The 23054-nt window shown below is 39.4% G+C and carries 19 protein-coding genes and 1 riboswitch; of the genes, 10 read left to right on the forward strand and 9 right to left on the reverse strand.

Features of this window, described 5'->3' with window-relative positions:
• Nucleotides 1–254: 254 nt before the first annotated feature.
• The 3 genes from rplU to Q4534_RS15830 all read left to right on the forward strand — a co-directional run bounded on the left by rplU (nt 255) and on the right by Q4534_RS15830 (nt 1295).
• On the forward strand, nt 255–566 hold the full coding sequence (rplU, locus tag Q4534_RS15820) for a 50S ribosomal protein L21 (protein WP_041935086.1): 312 nt from the start codon (nt 255–257) through the stop codon (nt 564–566).
• Between the two features lie 33 nt (nt 567–599).
• Entirely contained in the window at nt 600–860 is a 261-nt protein-coding gene (gene rpmA / locus Q4534_RS15825) for a 50S ribosomal protein L27 (protein ID WP_303614117.1), read from the forward strand.
• A 126-nt stretch (nt 861–986) separates the two neighbouring features.
• Complete coding sequence (locus tag Q4534_RS15830; RefSeq protein WP_303614118.1) at nt 987–1295, forward strand: HPF/RaiA family ribosome-associated protein; 309 nt, start codon at nt 987–989, stop codon at nt 1293–1295.
• A gap of 58 nt (nt 1296–1353) precedes the next feature.
• Here the strand turns inward: Q4534_RS15830 and Q4534_RS15835 are convergent, their stop codons facing one another.
• The 6 genes from Q4534_RS15835 to lipB all read right to left on the reverse strand — a co-directional run bounded on the left by Q4534_RS15835 (nt 1354) and on the right by lipB (nt 7095).
• A complete protein-coding gene (locus Q4534_RS15835; protein ID WP_303614119.1) occupies nt 1354–1983 on the reverse strand; it encodes a rhomboid family intramembrane serine protease in 630 nt (209 codons plus the stop codon).
• A gap of 4 nt (nt 1984–1987) precedes the next feature.
• A complete protein-coding gene (locus tag Q4534_RS15840) occupies nt 1988–2974 on the reverse strand; it encodes a polyprenyl synthetase family protein (RefSeq protein WP_303614120.1) in 987 nt (328 codons plus the stop codon).
• The gene (gene rnr / locus Q4534_RS15845) at nt 2964–5141 is read right to left on the reverse strand and encodes a ribonuclease R (RefSeq protein WP_303614121.1); all 2178 of its coding nucleotides are present in this window, start codon (nt 5139–5141) and stop codon (nt 2964–2966) included. The genes Q4534_RS15840 and rnr overlap by 11 nt, the downstream gene beginning before the upstream one ends.
• An 81-nt stretch (nt 5142–5222) precedes the next feature.
• Nucleotides 5223–5957 (reverse strand): 3'-5' exonuclease, encoded by a 735-nt coding sequence (locus Q4534_RS15850; RefSeq protein ID WP_303614122.1) that lies wholly within the window; start codon nt 5955–5957, stop codon nt 5223–5225.
• A 5-nt stretch (nt 5958–5962) separates the two neighbouring features.
• The gene (locus Q4534_RS15855) at nt 5963–6364 is read right to left on the reverse strand and encodes a hypothetical protein (RefSeq protein ID WP_303614123.1); all 402 of its coding nucleotides are present in this window, start codon (nt 6362–6364) and stop codon (nt 5963–5965) included.
• A complete protein-coding gene (gene lipB / locus Q4534_RS15860; protein WP_303614124.1) occupies nt 6361–7095 on the reverse strand; it encodes a lipoyl(octanoyl) transferase LipB in 735 nt (244 codons plus the stop codon). Before lipB ends, Q4534_RS15855 begins: the two co-directional genes overlap by 4 nt.
• Before the next feature lie 41 nt (nt 7096–7136).
• Between lipB and Q4534_RS15865 the strand changes: the two genes are divergently transcribed.
• Nucleotides 7137–7493: a YraN family protein gene (locus Q4534_RS15865; protein WP_303614125.1), complete on the forward strand. Its 357-nt coding sequence runs from the start codon at nt 7137–7139 to the stop codon at nt 7491–7493.
• On the opposite strand, the gene Q4534_RS15870 is transcribed toward Q4534_RS15865, so the two are convergent.
• The gene (locus tag Q4534_RS15870) at nt 7487–8341 is read right to left on the reverse strand and encodes a toxin-antitoxin system YwqK family antitoxin (RefSeq protein ID WP_303614126.1); all 855 of its coding nucleotides are present in this window, start codon (nt 8339–8341) and stop codon (nt 7487–7489) included. The genes Q4534_RS15865 and Q4534_RS15870 overlap by 7 nt on opposite strands.
• A 244-nt stretch (nt 8342–8585) precedes the next feature.
• On the opposite strand from Q4534_RS15870, the gene Q4534_RS15875 reads away from it, so the two are divergent.
• From Q4534_RS15875 to Q4534_RS15900, 6 genes are all read left to right on the forward strand, one after another.
• Nucleotides 8586–9788, forward strand: a complete 1203-nt coding sequence (locus Q4534_RS15875; protein WP_303614127.1) for a pyridoxal phosphate-dependent aminotransferase — start codon at nt 8586–8588, stop codon at nt 9786–9788.
• Nucleotides 9789–9839: 51 nt separating this feature from the next.
• Nucleotides 9840–10550: a glycosyltransferase gene (locus Q4534_RS15880; protein ID WP_303614128.1), complete on the forward strand. Its 711-nt coding sequence runs from the start codon at nt 9840–9842 to the stop codon at nt 10548–10550.
• A 740-nt stretch (nt 10551–11290) separates the two neighbouring features.
• Nucleotides 11291–12307, forward strand: coding sequence for a DUF4421 domain-containing protein (locus Q4534_RS15885; RefSeq protein WP_303614129.1), 1017 nt, complete (start codon nt 11291–11293; stop codon nt 12305–12307).
• 506 nt (nt 12308–12813) lie between these two features.
• Nucleotides 12814–16245: a SusC/RagA family TonB-linked outer membrane protein gene (locus Q4534_RS15890; protein ID WP_303614130.1), complete on the forward strand. Its 3432-nt coding sequence runs from the start codon at nt 12814–12816 to the stop codon at nt 16243–16245.
• Between the two features lie 32 nt (nt 16246–16277).
• Nucleotides 16278–17936, forward strand: coding sequence for a SusD/RagB family nutrient-binding outer membrane lipoprotein (locus Q4534_RS15895; protein WP_303614131.1), 1659 nt, complete (start codon nt 16278–16280; stop codon nt 17934–17936).
• A gap of 119 nt (nt 17937–18055) precedes the next feature.
• Nucleotides 18056–19132, forward strand: coding sequence for a DUF6340 family protein (locus tag Q4534_RS15900; RefSeq protein ID WP_303614132.1), 1077 nt, complete (start codon nt 18056–18058; stop codon nt 19130–19132).
• Between the two features lie 52 nt (nt 19133–19184).
• Here Q4534_RS15900 and metE read toward each other — a convergent pair whose 3' ends face one another.
• Nucleotides 19185–21512, reverse strand: a complete 2328-nt coding sequence (metE, locus tag Q4534_RS15905) for a 5-methyltetrahydropteroyltriglutamate--homocysteine S-methyltransferase (protein WP_303614133.1) — start codon at nt 21510–21512, stop codon at nt 19185–19187.
• 182 nt (nt 21513–21694) lie between these two features.
• Nucleotides 21695–21887, reverse strand: a riboswitch (cobalamin riboswitch).
• 95 nt (nt 21888–21982) lie between these two features.
• Entirely contained in the window at nt 21983–23047 is a 1065-nt protein-coding gene (locus Q4534_RS15910) for a 6-bladed beta-propeller (protein WP_303614134.1), read from the reverse strand.
• Between the last annotated feature and the right edge of the window lie 7 nt (nt 23048–23054).

The following is a 23054-nucleotide window of genomic DNA, read 5'->3' on the forward strand; positions in this document are numbered from 1 at the left end:
TAAACTGGCTTAATTTTTATCTTTTTAGTAACTTAAATAACTGAAAACCAGCTTTTTCCTAAGGTGACCCTCCATTTAAAGGCTTAAAAATGAAAGTTACAGCATTAAATCTGTGTTATGTGAGCAGACGAGCGGAAATATTGAAAAATAAGACTGCAAAAAATAAAATTAATATTGGGGAAATATTTTATCTATGCTGTTAATTTTCTTATATTTGCACCTCAATTTTGATAATTGTAATATATCAAACCATTATGTACGCAATAGTTAACATTTCCGGTAAGCAGTTCAAAGTAACAAAAGATCAGCACATCTTTGCACCAAAAATGCAAGGTGAAGTTGACGCTTCCGTAGAATTCGATCAGGTGCTTTTGGCAGAAGACGATGGCACTGTATCGGTAGGCGCACCCTTATTGTCAGGTGCCAAGGTATCAGGGAAAATCCTTGATCATGTGAAAGGTGACAAAGTAATTGTCTTCAAAAAGAAGAGAAGAAAAGGTTACAAAAAGAAAAACGGTCACCGTCAGCAGTTCACAAAAATTTTAATTGAAAACATTACGCTTTAATCCTTCGGGAAGCAACCTTAAATAATACAAGTTATGGCACATAAGAAAGGTGTAGGTAGTTCCAAAAACGGTAGAGAGTCTGAAAGTAAAAGACTTGGTGTAAAGAAATTTGGTGGTGAATCAGTTATTGCTGGTAATATCATCGTAAGACAAAGAGGTACAAAACACCATCCTGGTGTAAATGTTGGCTTAGGTAAAGATCATACGCTTTTTGCTTTGGTTCCCGGTAAAGTTGCTTTTACTAAAAAGCATGATGGCAAATCCATCGTTACTGTTGTTCCTGCAGAAGCTTAAGCTTTCTAATCAATCATAAAAAAAGGCCATTCGAGAGAATGGCCTTTTTTTTGTGCTATGCTTTTAGACTTGCAGAAGTAAGAATTATTATTTCTCTCAATGGAGGGAATTAACCTATCATTAACAATGAACTATACAGAAAACTACAAAGGAATTAAAATTGATGTTCAATCAGTTAATATTGATATCAATAATGCTGTTCAAGAGGAAATCCGTACATCCATAGATAAACTGTCTAAATTTACCCATGATATCAATGCTGTAGATGTTTATTTTAAAACAGAAGGGAGTGGAGGCAATGCGGTAAGCGTCGTTGGTATGCGCGTGGGTATACCGGGACCGGATGTTTTTGCTGAAGAAAAGGGTGCACATTGGATCCCATTGCTGAAGGATGTCGTAGATAAATTGGTGCGACAATTAAAGAAAGCCAAATAATAAATAAAACTTCAGCCTCCATTCTAGATTAGGCTTTAAGATCCAATGCTCAACCTATTTAGAAAAGGCTGAAGTTTTTTACTTGCTCCCAAAAATGCAATGCGTTTTCGGGAGAAATAAACACAATCACAAGGATTCCAAAGACCGCACCATAAAAATGGGCATCGTGATTGATATTGTCTCCACCTGTACGGCCTTTATAAAAAGCATAACCTAAAAAGAGTATACCCAATATAAATCCCGGGAGACAGAAAATCCCAAAAATGCAGATGTCTGACAAGGGCATTAGGATGATACTTGCAAATACCGTGGCAGAAGTACCCCCTGATGCACCCAAAGCATGGTAACTGGGATTGTCTTGCTCCTTAAGGTAAGTGGGGATGTCTGCAATAACAATGGCAATGAGGTAGAAAAGCACAAATGCTACTATACCTAATTCTTGACCAAAAGCATAATTGAGGTATGACTCTACTACATTTCCGAAAAAATAGAAGGTGAACATGTTGAATAACAGGTGGGTACCATCTTTGTGGATGAAGCCCGACGTTAAAAATCTTCCATAAGCCCCTTCAGCTTTTATAATATAGGGAGTGAACAAGTTTTTATTGATAAACTCAGGATTCTTCCACCCATAATAGGATGTAAGACAGGTAATGATGATAATGATTAAAGTTACAGATAAATCCATGGTTCTATTTTTCTCTGTTGGCGAGATTCTGTGTTAAGTTTTGTAGTAATTGTAAACCTGTGGTGTTTTTTACCTGTAATTCAGATAGCTGCTTGAAGCCTTTTTGGAAATAATTTTCCATTACAGCCATCGTTTTTTCTTTTATTTGAAGCTGATCGTAGATAGTCGTTACTGCTTTTACTTTTTGATCTGAGGAAAAAGATTCTGCATGAAGCCATTTTTCAAGCTCCTCTTGTGTTGATCCTTTTGCGGATTCTTTGGCCTTTACCAAGAGATAGGTTTTCTTATTGGCAATAATATCTCCTCCCACCTGTTTGCCAAATTTTTCCTTGTCGGCATAAACATCCAATAAATCGTCTTTTAATTGAAAGGCAATTCCAATGTTCATCCCAAAATCGTAAAGCCGCTTGGCATCACTTTTGGGAGCCCCTGCCAATATTGCACCAAGCTGTAGGGCAAATCCCAATAATACCGCAGTTTTCAAGCGGATCATGTTCAGGTATTCTTCTTCACTTACGAGTTCTCTGCTTTCAAAATTCATGTCGAGCTGCTGTCCCTCACAAACCTCTGCAGCGGTCTTGCTAAATAACTGTAGGCTTTCTTTCAGGTGTTCAGGAGCAATTGACAAGAGCAAGTCATAAGCTTTTACCAACATAACATCTCCGGATAAGATGGCGGTGTTGTCATCCCATTTCTCATGGACTGTGGCTTTCCCTCTTCTCAGTGGCGCGTTATCCATGATGTCATCATGCATAAGCGTAAAATTATGAAAAACCTCGACCGCAGCTGCAGGGCTTAGTACGCTTTGGTAATCTTCCTTGTACAGGTTATAAGCCAGTAATGTTAGTAATGGACGTATCCTTTTGCCACCCAGTCCCATAAGATAGGTGATGGGTTCATATAATTCTTGAGGATTTCCCTGGAGGTCAAGTTGTTGGATGTATTGCTCGAGGTTGGTTTTGATTTCCTCAAGCTGGTTTTCATTTATCATTGTTTACAAATTCCAAATCTATGGTTCTTCTGTCTATGTCGGTGCGCGTTACTCTAACCTCAACTTTGTCACCAAGGGTGATCATTCTTTTGTTCTTGGCGCCTATGAGTCGCATGTTTTTCTCATCGAAATCGTAATAGTCATCGGTTAGGTCTTGCACCCTTACCATGCCTTCACACTTGGTTTCAGAGATTTCTACATATACGCCCCATTCTGTTACTCCAGTAATAATCCCTGCATAATCCTTGTCTTCAGCAAGTTTCATGTATTCTACTTGCTTGTACTTAATGCTGGCTCTTTCCGCATCTGCTGCCCTCTTTTCACGTTCAGAGGAATGAAGACACTTTTCTTCCCAGGCCTGATTTTCAGGTGGCTTCCCACCATCCAGGTAATGTTGCAAGAGTCGGTGTACCATCATGTCAGGGTACCTTCTAATTGGTGAGGTAAAATGCGTATAGTGATCAAAGGCAAGGCCAAAATGCTGTTTGGGCTCAGTGGTATATTTTGCCTTTGCCATGCTCCTGATGGCAAGTTGCTCTAGTATGTTTTGCTCCGGTTTACCAACGATGTCATCCATCAATTTGTTCAGGCTGTTGGATACTTTCTTTTCGTCTAGAATTTTGATTTCATGACCAAATTTCTTCGCAAAGTTGGAGAATGTTGCCAGCTTCTCGAGGTCCGGGTAATCATGAACCCTATAAACAAAGGTGCTTTTGCCTTTATTTTTATCGTAAATATAGGTGGCCACTGTTTTATTGGCCAAGAGCATGAATTCTTCAATTAACTTATGAACGTCTTTTCTCTCTTTGATGATAAGTCCGGTTGGTGTTCCGGATTCATCAAGTTGAAATTTCACTTCTACCGTTTCAAAATTAATGGCGCCTTTTTTAAATCTTGCTCCCCTAAGCAATTTGGCCAAGGCGTTGATTTTCAATAAATCCTTGGCGTAATCACCACTCTCAGCATCCATGTTTTCTTGTGCTTCCTCATAGGTAAATCGCCTGTTGGAATGAATTACCGTACGGCCAATCCAAAAGTCCTTGACTTCCGCTTGGTTGGTCATCTCGAAAACACATGAAAAAGTGAGCTTGTCTTCGTTGGGTCGCAAGGAACAAAGTCCATTGCTGAGCCGCTCGGGGAGCATGGGTATGGTTCTGTCCACCAAATAGACGGAGGTGGCCCTGTCATAAGCCTCTTTTTCCATCAGGGTTTTCGGCTTGACATAATGTGTGACATCAGCAATGTGAACACCTATTTCCATGTTCCCATTGTCCAGATAGCGAAAGGATATCGCGTCATCAAAATCCTTGGCGTCTGCCGGGTCTATGGTGAAAGTGTCTATGTCCCTAAAATCTTTCCTTTTTTTGATTTCGGCTTCCGGGATTACCTCAGAGATGTTCTCTGCTTCTGCTTCAATTTCCTCCGGATAGTCAAAGGGTAGTCCAAACTCTGCCATGATGGAATGAATTTCGACTTCATGGTCTCCTGCTTTGCCCAAGACATGAATGATTTTGCCACTTGGGCTTTTGTCTCCATCTTTCCATTCAGTAAGCTTTACCACCACTTTTTGGTTATGTTGAGCTCCTGCAAGGTCCGACTTTCTAACGAAGATGTCGTGGTGCATTTTCTTAAAGTCCGGCACAACAAAGGCAAAACGAGGAGAGATTTCAATCCTCCCGACAAATTCATCCCTGCTCCGTTCCATTATTTCTAAAACTTTGCCTTCTCTTCGATTGCCTCTACCCCTTTTGGGTAAAATCATAACCCTGACTTTGTCACCATCAAGCGCAGATTTCAAATCTGATTCTTTGACCATGATGTCGTCTTCTTTTTTTTCTTGATTGCTAGGAATGACGAATGCAAACCTTGGATTGACGAAATCTACTTCTCCAATAATAAACTCCGGTTCAGCTGTGGAGGAATAAAGATTTCTGGGATTGCAGCTGATTTTGCCTTCATCTATAAGCTCCCGCAGGGCAGGGTTTAAAAGTTTTTTGGTGTGGGCATCCCGAAGCACCAGTTTTTTGATGAGTTGTTTTTCGGAATAAGCTTCGCCGAAATTGTTGTCAAAAAATTGCGTTAATTTTAATTTTAGTTGTTCTATGTCAGTGGGCTTACTGCCCTTCTTTTTAAATCCTGATTTTTTTCTTCCTGATTTTCTTCCCATAAAAATGTCTTGTAATTATAAAGGTAAGGATATTTATTCTATTTAATGGGCCTTCCTTTATTGGTAATGTTATTGTAATGTTTAAACTGCAGGTGAATCGAGGTTGATAATTTCAAAGGACAAGTCTCCCGGTAAACCTTGATAGGCAAGGTATATTCTCGCAGTTACCTCTACATCCCTCAGGCAATATTTACGGATATTGTCCAGATCATCCTCTTTGTAATATACGGTATTGACCATACTCCCATCTATGCCTTCCTTAGAACTTGGAATATCAAAAATTGTTGCAAGCAAATCCAGTCTGGTATAATGTTTATAATCTCCAAACTTCCACAGCTCAAGGGTGTCTAAATGCTTGATTTCCCATGGCTTCTTCCCGGAGATTTGTAAGACTTCCGGAAGGGGAATTTTATTAACCAGCATTCTTCTGCAGATATAAGGGATATCAAATTCCTTGCCATTGTGAGCACATATACACCATGACTTCTTCTCTAGTAATGCCCTAAATTCCAATAAAGTTTCATGCTCTGTTATTCCGGCATAGGACTTGGTTCTATAGATTAGTTGATCCTCTTCCCTTTTATAGGTAAAATATCCTACGCCGATGCAAATGATCTTGCCGAACTCAGCGTAAATTCCTGCTTTCTCAAAGTAGAGTTCCGCTGCATCTCTTTCGTCCGTTTTTTGTAATTGAAGGGCCTTTTTTTTCCATTCTTCTTGCCATCTTTCCGGTAAATCTTCAAGATTTTCGACTCCGGAGATTGTCTCAATGTCCAGAAAAAGAATTTCATTCAAATGTTCGAAAAAATCAGCCATAAGCTTTAGGTGTGTAATATCCCATGCATGTCGAGTTCCGGAATGTAGGTCATGTGCTTGTCTTGCACACTGCCTGCTACAAATATAAACTTTTTGTCAAATATTTGGTCGAGTATATAGTAACTTACCCAAAATTCATTGTTCAATACAAATAGAGCGGGGTCAATGGCTTCTATTCTTATAAAACTTGTAGCTTCTAACTTTGCAATCACATGTCTCAATATAGAGGTTTTCTTCACTTCTCCGGATATTGTGCCGTAACCTTTTGCTGTTATCATTAAGGTTTCCAGCTCAATCAGGTTATTGTTGATCAGGTAAACTGCCCAGCTTTCCCCTTTTTCAGTCTCCTCTTTTACGATGGCCATTTTCACACCGGTTACCGGATGAAATTGTATGTCTTTTTTCATTTTAATTCTTCTCTTTCCAATAGTTCCATCCCAAATAATCGAACGATATGTGACTTTACTCTTTCTTTAACTTCGGGCATGGATATTTTTTTTCCTAGCTCCATTTCCATGGAAGTGACAGCTTTGTCACTGATTCCACAGGGGATAATATGGTTAAAATAACTGAGGTCTGTATTGACATTGAATGCAAAACCGTGCATGGTCACCCATCTGCTGGATTTCACTCCTAAAGCGCAGATTTTTCGTGGATTTTTCTGATGAATATGGTCTAGCCAAACTCCGGTTAATCCCTCAATTCTGCCCGCTTCAATTCCATAATCTTCCAGTGTGGCAATTACTGCTTCTTCCAGGTACCTGAGGTATTTATGAATGTCTGTGAAGAAATTGTCCAAGTCCAGAATAGGATAGCCTACCAGTTGCCCGGGCCCATGATAAGTAATGTCACCACCACGATTAATGGGGTAATAACTGGCTTGAAAGTTTTTTAGCCCAGCATCGTCTAGGAGAAGGTTATCTGGACGACCACTTTTGCCTAAAGTATATACATGAGGGTGCTCCACAAACAAGAGGTAATTGTCAGTGATTTTTGCTTGCTCAGGATCAAGTTTTCTGTTGTCAATTTTGATGGCCACCGTTTTGGCAAATATTTTTTCTTGATAGTCCCAGGCCTCCTGGTAATCTTTGGTGCCTAAATCCCTGAAAATAACTTTTTTATTTATAAATTGATTCACCTTTTGCAATAGTTTTTTTCAAATATAGTCAATATCATACAATGGCTGAACACAATGACAAAGGAACCAAAGCCGAACAACTTGCCAGAGACTGGTTGGTGGCGAATGGCTATCAGTTTATCACTGCGAATTACCGGTACAAGCATGCAGAAATAGATCTTATAATGGAGAAAGGAGGTATTCTGATCTTTGTAGAAGTAAAGTACCGAAGTGGTACAGGCTATGGGTATGCTGAAGAATTTGTGGATTACCGGAAACGACAATTGATAATTAGGGCAGCAGACAATTATATATACGAGAAAGATTGGAAAAAGGATATAAGATTTGACATTGTGGGAGTTTATCAAAGCAAATCGGGAGGGATTGCTTTCAAGCATTTTGAAGATGCTTTTTATTGATTGTGGCTATAGATCAAGTTTCCTTCCTTGTCCCATTCTGCTCTAATATATGGTTGGAAGCTATTGTTTAAAGCTTCATTCTGGTATTGGATTTCGCGTTTTTTCACTGTTTTATCTTTTTCCCTTGGCCAGTATTCTGTCCAAACACCGATGCGTTCGCCAAATTTATATTCACCTGCTACCGCTACTTGTCCATCCGGGTAGAAGTGAAAAAAGTTGCCTTCCTCTAAGTCGTATTCAATGGGAGTTAACTTTTCGATTTTGCGTTCACCTCGGTTGTAGTAAGTTACCCTGGATGCTTTTGGCCAACCTTCTGAATAATGTTTTTTATCCAAAAGGATATTTTTGGTATCAAAAGTCATCCACCGGCCATGTTTGGTACCGTACATATACATCCCGGTTTCTACTACATTGTCCCCAATCCGCTTTTCGTAAGGTCCATGCAATAAATAGCCTTTCGAAGGCAAATATCCCCCATTTTTGATGGCTTTATTTTTGGTGTCATACCAAAATATATCTCTGATATAGGGGTCAGGTTTTTTGTTTCTGGTAGTGTAATTGAAAAATTGGTAAGTAACTTGGTCCCTGAAACTGCTTTTGATCAGGGCTCTACTGGTTTTTTCACCGAAGTGAAAGTTTTTTTTCTTCTTTTTCCGCTTCTTCTTTTTTTCTTCTTTGAGCTCATCCTCTGCGTCAGAAAATAAAAGGATAGGGGTGGATGTTGGGAGAAGCCTGTTTTCTTCTACTCCCGATGAGTCAACCTCTGTTGTAGGGGATTCTTCTTGCCCAATACCTACAGAAGCATTAAAAAACAGCATCACAGAAAATAAGTAAATGAGTTTTTTCATAACAATATTAAAACGAAAATACAGTCCGGATATTACAGTAAAGTGTCAAATCACAAAATGTTTCAAGCGGTTTGTAAAATCTTCCGCCATTCAAAACTAGTCAAAGATTTAGGAATCGTTGTCATTATGCTTATTTTTGCAAAATTAAAAATGGAGATGGAAGGCCATCACTCGAAATGAATTTATCTATTGGTCTAAAGTTCCTATTAATCTGATTATCAAACGTAATTTAAATAAAATATAAATGAATTCCATCCTATCTGATCGTATTAACAATATGGAAGAGTCAGCAACGCTGGCTATGGCAAAAAAAGCCAGGGAATTAAAGACTCAAGGGATAGATATTATAGGTCTGAGCTTGGGTGAACCTGATTTTAAAACGCCTAAACACATACAGGAAGCTGCCAAGTCAGCCATTGATGAAGGCAAGTATTTTTCCTATCCTCCAGTGGCGGGTTATCAGGACCTTAGAGAGGCAATCGCTAAAAAACTAAGAGAGCAAAACAATATTGCGGAAGCTAAGGCAGAAAACGTTGTGGTTTCTACCGGTGCGAAGCATTCTATTGCCAACATCTTTATGTGCCTAATCAACGAGGGTGATGAGGTTATCATTTTTTCTCCATATTGGGTGTCTTATTCAGAGGTGATCAAATTGGCAGGTGGAGTTCCAGTACTTATAGAAGGAAACCTTGAAAATAATTTTAAGGCCACAGCCAAGCAGTTAGAAGAAGCCATTACGGACAAAACCAAAGCGGTGATCTATTCTTCTCCTTGTAATCCTTCAGGTTCTGTTTTCAGTAAATCAGAATTGGAAGCCATTGCAGAGGTTATCAAAAGCAAAGAAAATTTAGTGGTTATCGCAGATGAGATCTATGAGTTGATCAACTTTACCGGATCGCATGCTAGCATTGCTTCCTTCCCGGGCATGTTTGAGCGAACAATTACTGTCAATGGATTTTCTAAAGGGTACGCCATGACCGGATGGAGAGTTGGGTATATTTGCGCACCTTTGTTTATTGCAAAGGCTTGTGAAAAAATTCAAGGTCAGTTTACTTCAGGTGGAACAGGAATAGCACAGCGTGCAGCACTTGCGGGTCTTATTGGAGACCAAAAACCAACAGAAGAAATGGCAGCAGCCTATCTTAAGAGAAGAGATTTGGTGTTGGAATTGTTGAGAGACATTCCTGGGATCAAAACTCATGTTCCTGAAGGAGCATTTTATTTCTTTCCTGATGTTTCTGCCTTTTTTGGTAAATCTTCAGGCGATCAAAAAATTGAAACGGCGGATGATTTTTGCTTGTATGTACTGAAAGAGGCAAATGTTTCTTTGGTTACTGGAGCAGCATTTGGTGCGCCTAACTCGGTGAGGTTGTCCTATGCAGCTTCTGAAGCTGAATTAAAAGAAGCGCTTAAGCGCATAAAAGAAGTATTGGCAAAATTGAAATAATTTTTAATAAATCCCCGGACTTAAATCCGGGGATTTTTCTTAATTTCCACGATGCAGGCAATAGTAATCACTCCCGTAAAAGATGCACTCGAAGCTACACTAGAGACAATCCAAGCCATATCAGAAGCCAATGGAAATTATGAATATTGGGTTTTTAATGATTACTCCACTGATGAAACCAAAAAGGCTTTGGAAAAAGCCAGCAGTTCCAAAGACTTTAACTTGGTGAACCTTGAAGAGGTCACATCCAATCCTTCTCCAAATTACAAGACCGTCCTTCAGATTGCCCAGAAAAAAGCCCTTAAAGCGGGGGTTCCCTTAATTATTGTTGAGTCAGATGTAAAGGTAAATCGAGATACCTTAGAGAAACTATTGCAATTTGCACAGGAATATCCCAAGGCAGGTTTAGTCGGTGCAATTACCCATGATGAAGAAGGAAAGGTTAATTTTCCCTACCTAAAATTTAAGCAGTTAAAAAGTAAGGAGCCTACCAAAACAAATCGCAGCCTTAGTTTTTGCTGCACCTTAATCAATAACAATTTTTTAGAGAAATACGATTTTACCGATCTGGACAACAGCAAAGATTGGTACGATACACACATCAGCCAAAAAGCTATTGCCTTAGGGTTTGAGAACTTTATTCTTCCGGAACTTCCTGTTTGGCATAGACCTCATGCCAGCCGACCTTGGAAGCAACTCAAATACAAAAATCCGGTACTCTATTATTTCCGTAAATGGTTCTTAGGAAAAGATAAGATTTAGGGGTTATTTCAGACCTATTTTCATAAGTAGTTAAACGACCTATTTTACATTGGATAATATTTTTTCACGGATGTGGAAATATTAGATTTATTGCATCATCCGAGTTAACACTATGAAAACAGTAATTTATAGAAGAAATCATTATTACTCATGCACTTTATATCCTTAATTAATGAGGTCTGTTTTCAGGTCTTTTAAAAGAGGTTTTCATGATAAAGTACTAATGTAAAATATATAAATATTTTAATAAAAAATTATTTATGTAATTGAAAAGTTTGAAGTGATTAGTAAATGATTCTCAGCTTGATATATCATTTCCGATAATGGCCCCAATCATATTGTAGAACTGGTTTCACTACTTTTTATTTCAATAAGTCAATTTTTTCTATAAATAGATCTAAAAAAATAGATTGTAATATTTTGGTAAAATGGCTATCACGACGGTTGTTTAAGTTATTATGACAAGTGGTTTAAGGCATTTTCTTAAGGAGTTAAAATTCATTTTGTAATTATTTCATTAAAATATCGAAGTATACTAAGAATTTATTTTTGCTTTATTGGGCTAAATTATTGTATCTTTGTGACGGGTGATTAAGCAACTTTTTATACTTATTCTTTTTTTAGAAATTAATTGGAGGTTATTTCGAAATAATTTTTCCTAACCTCCCTTTCTCTATAAATCTTATTTTCAGGTTTTGTATACCTTGTTTTCATTAAATCTGAGTGTTTGAATAGTCTTTATGAAATATAGCTTGGCATTTATCTTCTTTGTCTTAACCTTCCATCGGCCGGTGTTAGCTCAAGATGCTGTAGATTCCATAGCGTATTATAAGACTTATCCTGATCAATTGGTGTTACGCACCTATATGTCAAGAAAATATACCGGATTGGGTTTAAAGGTAGGAAATGTTCATTATTGGTATAGGCCAAACTCTTCATTAAACATGGGGGTAGGGGTAACCTTTGATGGACTTACCCTCAATCTGGCTTATGGTTTTGGTTTTTTAAATCCCAATAAAAGTCGAGGCGATACAAAATATTTAGATTTGCAGGCTCATGCTTACCCTAAAGACTGGGTAATAGATTTGTTTGGTCAATTTTACAATGGATATTATTTAGAAAGAGGAAGCCCTTCTGAAATTAGTAATGACTTAAGGATTTTTCCGGAGATGAAACTAAGGAAACTGGGAGCCTCTGTTCAGTATTTATTCAATGGAGACAAGTTTTCATACAGGGCTGCTTTTTTACAAAATGAGTGGCAAAAGATTTCTGCAGGCTCATTTATGGCAGGAGTTGAGATGTATGGAGGGCAGGTAAGAAATGCCGGAGGAATATTACATGCTCAAGCCAAGGCCAGAAATTTTGATCAAATTAAGTATTTTGAGATAGGTCCAAACCTGGGCTATGCTTATTCATGGGTCATTAAAAAACATTTTTTTGTTACCTTATCTGCTGCAACAAGCCTTGCTTTAGGCAGGACTTACTTAAACTTTGAAGATGGAAACGATCAAAGTAATTGGTCAATTCGTCCCAATTATTTCATAAGGGGATTTACAGGGTATAATTCAGATAAATGGTCTGTAAATGTAAATTATGTTTACAATCAAGTCAATTTGGTTCCGGTAGAGGATTACCTTATTAACCTAGGTACCGGAAATTACCGATTGAATATTATTTACCGAATAAGTCCCGGAGAGGGGTTGTCCAAAAAGTTGAATTGGGTAAGTCGGCTCAAAAACAAACTGAGTAAAAAATAGGATAATTTTTTGTAATGCTATTTCCCTTGCCAAGCCGGAATAGGTTGACTTATTAAGTTAAGTGGCGGTTAATTTTTTGTACGCTTCATGAGTTGGTGCTCCTGCGCATTTCCCCAGGTCAATAAATTTAAGCTCCTCTTAAGTCATTCAAATTTTAGTAATTGGAGGCCTTTTATCCCATACTACGCTATATACCGGCTTATGTTGATCTGATGTTCATTTCTAAAGGATTGGGAATTGATGTTTTGTATTGATTGTCTGGCGCCTGTCAAATGTATTAGGCTTTAATCGAAGTAAATTTGGTAAATCTACATCATGATCGGTGGGTATCAGAATAAATATTACCTTAACATTGCGATAACAAAATAGAAATACGTAATAGTTAGTAGTGTATTGGTTGACCTTTTGATGAAAACTTTATTTGCCAATATATATTGTGTTTGGAGTAGTATGTTTTGAAGTATTGGAGTATAATTAAAAAAAGGTATAAACTATAAAAATAATTTATGGTGAAGAGGTTTACTAAATTCAATAACTGGTATCATTTAATTATACTGTGTTTCCTGATAGGATCCATGGTTCCAGATGCGTTGGCCCAAAGTAGAAAGGTCACAGGTAAGGTCACCTCCACGGGAGATGGCCTAGGAATTCCCGGAGTAAATGTATTGCTTCAGGGAGGTCAGACAGGCACAGCCACAGATGTCAATGGAGACTACTCCATAACTGTGCCCGACAATAATGCGGTATTGGTTTTTTCCTTCATTGGTTTTGAGCCGGTAAATGAAGTGGTAGGTAATCGATCTGTAATTAATGTTTCACTTTCAGAAGATGCTTCTGAAATGAATGAAGTGGTAGTGACTGCTCTCGGAATTAAAAGGGAGGAAATTTCTTTAGGTTATTCCATCGAACGTGTGGAAGGAGAAGAAATGACCAGAGTGGCGCAAGAAAGCTTCCTGAATGCAATGGCCGGTAAAGTGGCGGGTGCTACCATCAGTACTACAGGGGGTACAGGTTCATCGGTAAGTATGGTAATTAGAGGAGCCACTTCGCTGAGTACTGATAACCAGCCACTTTTTGTAGTGGATGGTGTCCCGATTGCCAATACCCTAAATAATGTCTCTTCAGTTGGTTCTGAAAATAGAGTCGATTATGGCAATGCCATTTCGGGGCTTAACCCTGATGATATTGCAGACATTTCCATATTGAAAGGACCAAGTGCTGCAGCCCTTTATGGATCCCGAGCAGGAAATGGAGTGGTACTTATTACCACCAAAGGAGGTAATGTAGACCGATTAACAGTCAATGTCAGTACCAATACGGTTTTTGATGTGCCTTATAAATTTCTTAAATGGCACAGTAAATTTGGTGCAGGACAATATTCTGCGATTCCTGTAGATGTTAGTGGTAATCCATTGACCAACCCTTTTGGTAGCCTGGTTCAAGAAAACGTAAATGCTGCCTTTGGTGCAGAGTTGGACAAAGGCTATGAGCAAGTGCAGTGGAACAGTCCATTGGATGAAAATGGTAATCCCATAGCGATGCCTTTGGTTTCCTATCCTAACAATGTTCAAAATTTTGTACAAACTGGTATAACCACTTCCAATAGTTTTTCAATTGCCAATAGCAATGATGCCATGAACTATAGGATCTCTTATTCCAATATGCGAAATAAAGGTATTATACCCAATTCAGACTTGTTCAGAAACACCTTGAATATTAATTCCAATATTAAGGTAAATGATAAGTTGAATATCAGTACCAATATTGATGTTAGCCGAAACAACTCCAATAATAGACCTGCGGGAGAACGTGGAACCAACCCTTTACAGTGGGCTTATGAAACCTCTCCACATGTTAATATTCTGGATCTGGAGGATTATTGGCTTCCGGGACAAGAGGGATTGGAACAAAAAACCATGGACGCGGGTGGAGAAGTAAGGGTGACAGATAATCCTTATTTCCTTGCCAATGAAGTGAACAATAGCTTTAAAAGGGATAGGGTTTTTGGAAATGTAAAAGCAGATTGGCAGATATCTCCATCCTTTAACTTTTTTGCCCGTTATTCTCTGGACTTGTACAATGAAACCAGAGAAAGTAAAATAGGCCGAAGTTACAGTCAGGAACCGGATGGGGCTTATGGTATCACAGAGCTTCATGGCTTGGAAACCAATGCAGATTTCTTGCTTACCTATAATAAGGATGTAAATGATTTTGGTATTACCCTTTCAGGTGGGGGTAACATTAGGTACCAAAATGGTAGTAACTTATATGCTGGAACCAAGTCAGGTGTAGGTTTGATTACGCCAGGCGTGTTTACATTAAGCAATATAGCTCCTGCGAATATTGATTACGGCAATAGTAGCTTTGAAAGAGGGATTCATAGTATTTATGGATTGGCTAACTTTTCTTACAAGGACATGCTTTACTTGGATCTTACAGCCAGAAATGACTGGTCTAGTACCTTGCCGGAAGCGGATCCTTATTTTTACCCTTCTGCTGCCTTAAGTGTATTGGTCAGCGAAATGCTGGAATTACCTGAGCCTTTCAGCTTGGTCAAATTAAGAGGTGGCTATGCTTCTGTAGGGAATGATGCCAACCCTTACCAACTATTGGCTACCTTATATAATGCAGGCGCTTGGGGTGATATACCAAGACTTTCCTTGCGAAATGGTTTGCTGAACCCTACCTTAAAACCTGAGATCGCCACCTCCTACGAGGGTGGAATTGACTTGCATTTTTTTAATGATCGGCTTAGGTTTAGTGGAACTTACTATAAAGTTCAGAATGAAAATCAAATTCTACCCATTGATTTACCACCATCCACTGGTTATACTTCAAAAAGAATCAATGCAGGTTTATTGCAAAGTGAAGGGGTTGAATTATCTCTTGGAACCGACATTATCCGAAACAATAATTGGGACTGGTCAGTCAATCTGAATCTTACCCGTAACAGGACCAAAATTATTGAACTGGCTGATAATATGCCCTATTACACCCTATGGGAAGATGCAAGAGGGGGGTCTTGGACCTATGTAGGAGAAGAGATTGGCGATATTTATGATGCTGAGGTGGTTACAGTAAAAGATACTGAATCACCCTATTTTGGTTATCCAATTTTGGACCAAACCGGTAAATGGCAAAGCATAGATGCGGTAAGTTCAAGAAATAAAATAGGTAATTTCAATCCGGATTTTGTGTTGGGTATGCAAACTTCATTGTCTTACAAGAACTTTCATTTGAACTTGACCTTTGATTGGAGAAGTGGAGGGGATTTTGTGTCCCAAACCTACCGATTCGGTGAGGAGCATGGCAGGTCATCAGTATTCTTGGATAAGCTGATCAATCCGGGAGAATTGGAAGGAGAAGCACTGAAGAATTACCTGGTGGACAACCAGGAGTCTATGATTTTAATCAATGGCAACAATTTTCCACTAGTAGGTGGGCCTACTCCTGAATACGGTAGTTATCCATTTACCTTTGGACCTTTTACCTTGCCTCATGGAGGTGTTTTCATACCGGGGGTGTATGCCACAGAATTTGATGACAATGGGAATCCTACTGCTTATGCCGAAAATCTGGGTGAAAATATTGGCGAGCCCGGAGGAACTTTAACCTTGCCTTATGCAGGTAGTACCGCCTGGAGTTTTGCTAGGGCATTCCTATATGATGCTTCCTTTGTGAAATTGAGAGAAGTTTCTTTTGGATATGATCTGCCCCAAACCTTTGCCAATTCACTAAAAATGCAGAACCTTAGTTTTTCTGTTTACAGCCGAAATATTATCCTTTGGACCGCAGCAAAAATTAATATAGATCCTGAGATGGCTTTTCAACCTTCCTCAAGCGTACAAGCAGGTACCCAATTCAAACAAGGAATAGAAAGGTGGAATGTGATGCCTTGGGTGATGCCAATTGGGTTTAAAATAAATGCTACTTTTTAATTGTTAGTTTTCAACTGATAAACGAAATTACTATGATTATCAAAAATAAATTAATATTCGGTTGGGCGCTTTTATTGCTGTGTACATTTTCCTGTAAGGAAGATCTCATAGAGATGAATATTGATCCAAATGGTGCAAGCCCTGAATCGGCCAATCCCAACCTTGTGCTGTCAACGGTATTGACTGAAGCAGGTAAAACTGTACTGGATCTTGGTTACCAGGACATTGCAGGGGTAATGCAACATACGCAAAAAGATGGCTGGTCCGGTTCTCATAATTCCTATGACTGGAATCGAAGCAATAGTTGGTCAGGATATTATGCTATTCTTAGGAACAACCAATTTGTATACGAAAGGGCTGTTGAATTGGATCAAGAACTGCATCAAGGTGTCACTTTGGTGATTCGAGGAATGATGTTCGGTTTGATTACAGATCTATGGGGGGATGCACCTTATTCACAAGCACTCAAAGGTGCTGAAGGAACCCCTGAAGGAACTTTTCCTGAATTTGATACACAGGAAGACATTTATCGAGGGATTCTTGATGAATTGGAAATGGCGAATCAATTGCTATCACAACCTCAATCCGCCTATAACAGCTCTATTGAAAGTGCAGACGTATATTTTAATGGAGATCCTTCCAAATGGCAAAAAATGGCCAATTCACTTAGGCTTAGGTTTTATATGAGGTTGTCAGAGAAATTACCTGACTTTGCCAAGCAAGGCATAGAAGGAATTTTAGCCGATCCGGGTACCAACCCTATCATTACTGATCCGGGAGATGATGCGTCCATGTCCTTTAACACTGAAAGTGAAGCAAGTAGCTGGCCTAATAACACCAAATTTGATGTGGATGCGAGTAATTATAGGCGGTTAAAAATGTGCGAAACGTTGGTAGAAGCCATGCGGGCCAAAAATGACCCAAGACTTGGGGTTTGGGCCAATCCTGTGGAAATCCCTTTGGTGGTGGATGCAAGTTTGCCTGCAGGAACAGATGTAATACAAGATGGGAAAAGATACCTTTCTCCGGATGCATTAGAAGCCAAGAATGTTGCCCTAGAAGACATCAGTCAAAACCAGGATTATGTAGGAATTCCTCCGGGAATAGCCGGAGCGCAAGTTTATAACCTAAGTCCGGATGCCAACCAAGCTGCATTTAATCCACATGTTTCATGGTTAAATGATCGATATAGAGAAACAAATGGACCTTTGTTAAAAGCCAGGTTAATTAATGCAACGGAAGTCAATTTTATTCTAGCTGAAGCAGCATTTAAAGGTTGGGCTGTTGGAGGAACCGCAGAAGACTATTACAATAAAGCAATCCAGTCCTCTTTTGCTACTTGGGGCTTATCTGATCAAGCTGAAGCTTATCTTCAACAAGAAAATGTAATGTTTGATGGCACTGTTAAACAATTGATTGAACAAAAATGGATTGCTTCTTGGACCACAGCTGCTGAAGCATGGTTTGATTACCGAAGAACAGGCTATCCCGAATTGGAGGCCGGGCCTTATACTATAAGAGCAGCCATACCTGTTCGGTTTTATTATATGGTGGAGGAGATGAATCTTAATAAATCGAATGCAGAGCTTGCCACAAGCCGTTTAGAAACAACCAACCTCTCGGAAGTTGATGGAGCCAATAGTGCTTGGTCAAAACCTTGGGTTATTCAGGGTACCGGTAAGCCTTGGTAAATAATGAATTCAATTTTATAGGAAAAAGGACTTTTCGAAAGAAAAGTCCTTTTTTTGCTTATGGTTGGGCATTAGATTTGCTTATTCGCCTTAAATTGCAAAATAACCGCCCTTGCCTTATGAAGTTTCTGAATTTAAAATCCCATAATACCTTATATATTTTTATTGCGCTCTTGGTACTGGGTTCATGTACTAAAAATGTATCCTTGACCAGGTTGATGCCTGCGGAAATTAATGTTCCTAACCATATACAGCGTTTACTCATTGTGGATAGGACCAAACCTGAAAGTCAAGGTGTAGCCATTATTGAAGGAATTCTAACAGGTGAGCTACCTTTTGAAGTGAAAAATGCCATAGACGGAACTTTGGCTACTGTACAACAAGAGCTGAGTACCTCTCCACGATATAAAATTGTAAGGGCCAATGAGCGGTTGACAGGCGGTTTATTTTCGCAGACATTTCCCAATCCATTGAATCGAGAAATGGTAAGGGCCCTTTGTAAGCGTTACCAGACAGATGCTGTATTGACTTTGGAAAAATTCAGTTCTGATTTTGTCCTTGAAGATAAAAAGATCAAAATAAAAAAGAAAATAGGCAAAGGTGAAGATGCCCGAACCATCGAAGTACCCGGGGTCTTGGTGGAAGGAGTGGCCACTGTTCGGGTAGGATTCAGGTTGTATGATCCTGAGAGCGGATCAATTTTGGATCAGGATGATCTGGTGAAAAATAACCTTTGGTCTGCCGAGGCTGAGACCAAGACACAGGCAATGGCCTTGCTTATAGAAAAAGCTCAGGCTACCAGGTATGTTGGGCAGATGGCAGGTGCAGCCTATGTCCGAAGAATTGCACCCATGTACCTTGATATAAACCGTACTTTCTATGCTAAATCAAAGAAAAGCACCTCCTTAGAAAAAGGCGCACGCTATGCAGAGGTAGATAAATGGGGGAATGCCATCCAAAGTTGGGAAGAGGGCTTATCGCTTCCCGCTGACGAAAAAACCTATGGCAAGCTGTGTTACAATATTGCTTTGGGGCAAGAAGTGCTTGGCGATTTATTTTTGGCTAAGGAATGGGCAGCTAAAGCTTATACCCAGTATGGATTTAAACCCGGGAGGACTTATGCAGAGGAAATTGAGCGAAGAATGATGGAAGATGAATTGCTTCACCAGCAATTGAGTACTCCTCAGGATCAGTAAAAATAACCCGGATTAGGTGGAATGATTTACCTAACCCGGGGTATAAAATGAGTTAAGTTAAATCGCTGGAAACACGTGCTATTTCTCTCAACTCTCTGGCAGCTTCAACCATAAGTATTAGCGCTTTTTCTGTTTCCTCCCATTTTCTGGTTTTAAGCCCGCAATCCGGGTTTACCCAAAGTTTAGCTGTAGGAATTACATCCTGAGCCTTTTTTATCAATTGTACCATTTCTTTTTGGCTAGGTACTCTTGGTGAATGGATGTCATAGACGCCGGGGCCTATTTCATTGGGATACTTAAAATCTGCAAATACATCCAATAGCTCCATTTGAGACCTAGAACATTCGATGGTAATCACATCCGCATCCATGGCAGCAATACTTGGCATTATGTCATTGAACTCCGAATAACACATATGGGTGTGAATTTGGGTGGCATCACTTACGCCTGAAGAAGACAGCCTGAAAGCTTGAGTCGCCCAATTCAGGTAGTTTTCCCATGCCGATTTCCTCAATGGAAGCCCTTCTCTTATGGCAGGTTCGTCAATCTGTATGATGTTGATTCCTGCATTTTCAAGGTCCTTCACTTCTTCCCTTATGGCCAAGGCAATTTGTTTACATGTAGTAGCTCTGTCTTGATCATTACGTACAAAAGACCATTGAAGGATAGTTACCGGCCCTGTTAACATGCCTTTTACTCGTCTTTTTGTTAAGGATTGGGCATAGGTAGACCAGGAAACTGTTATCGGTTCAGGTCGTGAGATGTCACCAAAAATGATCGGTGGTTTTACACAGCGACTGCCGTAACTTTGCACCCAGCCATATTGACTGAAAGTAAAGCCGGCCAGTTGTTCTCCAAAATATTCCACCATGTCATTTCTCTCATACTCTCCATGTACCAATACATCTAAGCCAATTTTTTCCTGTTTGCGAATGAGGCTTTCTGTGGCCTCTATCAATAAATTTTGATAGGTATGCTTGTCTATCACCCCTTTCTTATACTGAGATCTCCACTTTCTCACTTCTCCTGTTTGAGGAAAAGAGCCAATGGTGGTGGTAGGTAAAAGGGGTAGTTGTAGGAAGTTTTTTTGAAGAATGCTTCGGGACGCATATTCACTCTTCCTTTTGTCATCGGAAGGAGCGATGGCTTCTACCCTTTGTTTTACAGCTTTATTGTGAATTAATCCTGAGTTTTTTCGATCAGCAATGGCGGCCTTATTGGCCTCATATTCCAAGAGCTGGTTTTTTTCCGGATTGGGTAAAGAGAGTTTCTGCAATAAGGTGACTTCCTTTAATTTTTGCTTGGCAAAAGCCATCCACCTTTTAATTTCAGGTAATAAGGTGTCTTCTTGACTTTCTAGTTCCAAATCATAAGGAACATGCAATAGGGAGCATGAGGGAGCAATCATGATCTTTTCTCGCCCAAGGGTATGGCTGGCTTTTTTGATGATTTTTAGCGATTTTTCAAAGTCATTTTTCCAAATGTTTCGGCCATCAACCAAGCCCAGAGAAATGCTCAGATTATCAGGAATTTGTCCCAATACTTCATCCAGTTGTTCGGAGTTTCTGACCAGATCCAGATGCAGGGCACACACGGGGAGGGACAATGCCAATGCTGTATTGTCATTTAATCCTTCAAAATAGGTGGCCAGTAAGGTTTTTAGCTTGGGGAACGTTTCTCTAATGGTTTTATAGACCATAAGGAAAGCTTCTTTTTCCTTTGAATTGAGGTCCAAGCCTAAAATCGGTTCATCAAATTGCACCCAATCCACTCCATTTTCCACCAATTCTTTAAGAATCTCCAAATATACCGGAAGGAGCTTATGAATAAGGTCAATTTTTTCAAAACCATTGGTTTTCTCTTTTCCTAGCCAGAGATAGGTCACTGGACCTATTAGGACCGGCTTGGCTTTGATTCCTAGTTCTTTAGCCTCCTTAAATTCTTCAACCACCTTTGAAGAATGATTACTGAAGCTTTGATCGACTGTAAACTCCGGCACTAGGTAATGGTAATTGGTGTCAAACCATTTGGTCATTTCCATGGCGGTGATGTCTAATCCCTCTTTTTGATAGCCTCGAGCCATGGCAAAATAAAGATCCAGAGGGGAAATCTCCTTATTTTTCACAAGGGCTGCATACCTTTCGGGAATGGCTCCTACTGTTAAGGACATGTCCAGCACTTGATCATAAAAAGAGAAATCATTTACAGGGATAAGGTCTATTCCCTGTTCTTGCTGGGTTTTCCAATTTTGAAAACGGATTTGTTTTCCGGCCTCTTCTAATGCTGTACCGGAAATTTTGCCTGACCAATACTGCTCGCAGGCTTTTTTGAGTTCTCGTTTGCTACCAATTCGCGGATAGCCAAGAATGTGCGTTTGCATGTTCTTTTAACTTTTTAATGAATAAAATGAGTTAAAAGCCCTTTGCTTTATTTCAAACGCTTTGTAGAAATGGGAGTGGAGTTGGTCGTAGAAATTGATCAAAAAAAACACAGTTATCCCATGGCAAACAATTGTTTTAGTTGATAATATCCAACCTGACACCAAACTTTAGATCGCGAAAGCATTGTCAATTCGAAACAGGCAGGTCTCCTGACTTGTAACATTTTTACCTTCCTTCCCATTCTAAAGATTAGAACAGTGGATTTGCTATGGGTAAAAACCTTTGTAGTTACTTACAGTTGCGCGACAGTTCGTGATTCTCACACGATTCCCTATTAATTCACGTTAAGTAAAACCTATTTCGGTTGATAAAGAAATAATAAAAGAACTTATTGACCCCAAATGTAGGACAGATAAATTACATTTCCTGCAACAATTTCAAAAAGGAGAGGAAAAAGGTAGCTGTAAAATTATACCCGGTGTAATTTATAGGGGTAAACACCATCCGCATTCCATTGGCAAACATAGAGGTTTTTGTCCCTGTCCAAACACACATCATGACAATGTTTGAAGATGGGTTCTTCTTGAAACATCAGTTCAAGTTTGCCTTTTTTATAAACAGGTTTGGTGCCTCCGGGATTAGAAACCACTTTGTTGTCTTTGTCTAAAATGGTTACAAAGCCTTTGTTTAAATGCATGTTATAATTGTCTCTTTCCATACCAAAACAGACACTGGAGTATAAATTTTCATCATCCAAAACAGGTCGGCTTATAAATGCACCGGGTAAATAAATGTCTTCCAAGTATTCCCCTTCTAAAGTAAAGCGCTTGAAAGTGTTTTTTATTCTTGCAGAGCAAAGTAGGCTCGGATTGCTAGGGTCTCGGTAATCTATGGCCACACCATGTGCCTGTTTAAATTTGTCCGGTTGGAGAAAACTGTCTCCGCCAAATTTGCGAATAAATTGACCTGACTTGTCGAATTGCAAAATAAACTGGGAACCATAACCATCGGCCACATAAATATCCCCATTGGGGCCTATGGCTGTTTCCGTTGGGCGATAATATGCATGTTCAGTGTAGGTGCCTATCTTGGATGGGTGATCCAATTCCATTACAATTTCACCATTCATGCTACATTTTACCACTTTTCCTAAACCGGTATCTGTAACAAACAAAAATTCTTCACCACCTTCTTCCGAAATCGACAACCCATGGGCACCTGAAAAACCCAATGTCCAAGTGTCCAAAATTTTTCCTGAAGTATCATAAATCAGGACATTGTTTTTCGGATGGTCCGTCAACAGTATTAGCCTGTTCTTTTTATCCAAGACCATTTCGTGGCAGTTATTTACAGGATGGCTGTTGCTATTGGTTTTGCTCCATTCTCTTTCTATTCTGTATTGGAAATCACCATGGCCCAGCATGTCCTTTTGAAGCTGCGCTGCATTTGAATTGATGTTGAAAAGAGGGATGCCTGCAGTAAATACTGCACCACCGGTGATGGATTTTTGGATGAATTTTCTTCGTGAATGCATGAATCGT

The organism is Cyclobacterium sp. 1_MG-2023, from assembly GCF_030546805.1.
Classification (GTDB): domain Bacteria; phylum Bacteroidota; class Bacteroidia; order Cytophagales; family Cyclobacteriaceae; genus Cyclobacterium.